2 protein-coding genes are annotated in these 973 nt (G+C 47.5%); both read right to left on the bottom strand.

Going from position 1 to position 973, the window contains the following annotated elements; genetic code table 11:
* Positions 1-359: precorrin-8X methylmutase (locus A3729_RS28220; RefSeq protein WP_197476217.1), on the bottom strand; the 359-nt coding region annotated here is incomplete at its 3' end.
* A 9-nt stretch (positions 360-368) separates the two neighbouring features.
* A partial coding sequence (locus tag A3729_RS28215; protein ID WP_068634527.1) for a precorrin-6A/cobalt-precorrin-6A reductase occupies positions 369-973 on the bottom strand: 605 nt, incomplete at its 5' end.

The raw sequence follows: 973 nt of genomic DNA, 5'->3' as shown, positions 1-973 counted from the left end.
GAACTTAAGGCAGCCATCGACCTTGTTTCGCCTAGTTGTTTAGCCTGTTGAATGGTGTCGTTATCGTTCAAAAAACACAGGGGCTCTCGTTCAATCATGCGCTTAGTAACGCCTTGCTTGACCATCTCCACATCGCACAAAATTGGCTTATTCTGACCCAAGGACGCTCTGCCTTTTTCGCAAGCACCTGCGCTAAACAGAATCTTATCCGTCAGCTCGGGCATACCTAAGCTATGTACGACACGCATCACGACCTGTTGTTGTTCTTTATCGAAACAACTCAAGTTGCTTAGCTGGCGAATCAGCTCAAAGCTTTGTCGCTCAATCGCTTTCGGGTCCAATTCGTAATCAAATGGCATCTCGGTTTCCTATACGTTTTTTTCGCTATTGTTTTGCTCAGTATCTTGATCCTCAAGGGTGAGAGAATCAGACAGCGAACTTTCGACGTGATGTAGGCAGTCATCAAGGTCACTGAACAAATGCTTGACTGGCGATATGTTTGGGCGCGTCAACATCACCACCTGAACCCCGAACTCTCGTGCGGCTACCAATTTCGCTTGCGTGGCATCGCCACCACTATTTTTAGTCACTAAACAGTCAATTCGATTTACCTGTAATAAGGCTCTCTCTGACTCAAGATCAAAAGGACCTATCGCTTTGATCCATTCCACGCTGCCTGACAATGACGCTCTTGATGGCGCGGCGGTTCGGTAGATTAATTTGCTTTCATCCTGAGTCGCTAGAACATCACTGAGTCGCGTCATGTCGTCTTGAGACAGCTGCCCGACAGTCAGCAAGATTCTCTTAAATTTGGCACATTCAGTGACCGCATCAGCCCATGAAGAGACCGAGATCCAGTTATCGCCCTTTTGCGCGACCCAAGGTTCTCGAGAAAATCGCCAATAAGGCAAGGCCAAGCTGTTACATACATCTATCGCCGTTGAACTCATTTTTGCTGCGTATGGATGCGTCA

The sequence above is a fragment of the Oleiphilus sp. HI0043 genome (assembly GCF_001634935.1).
Note: the sequence above shows the minus strand (reverse complement) of the source record. Positions and strands in the feature narration are given on the sequence as shown.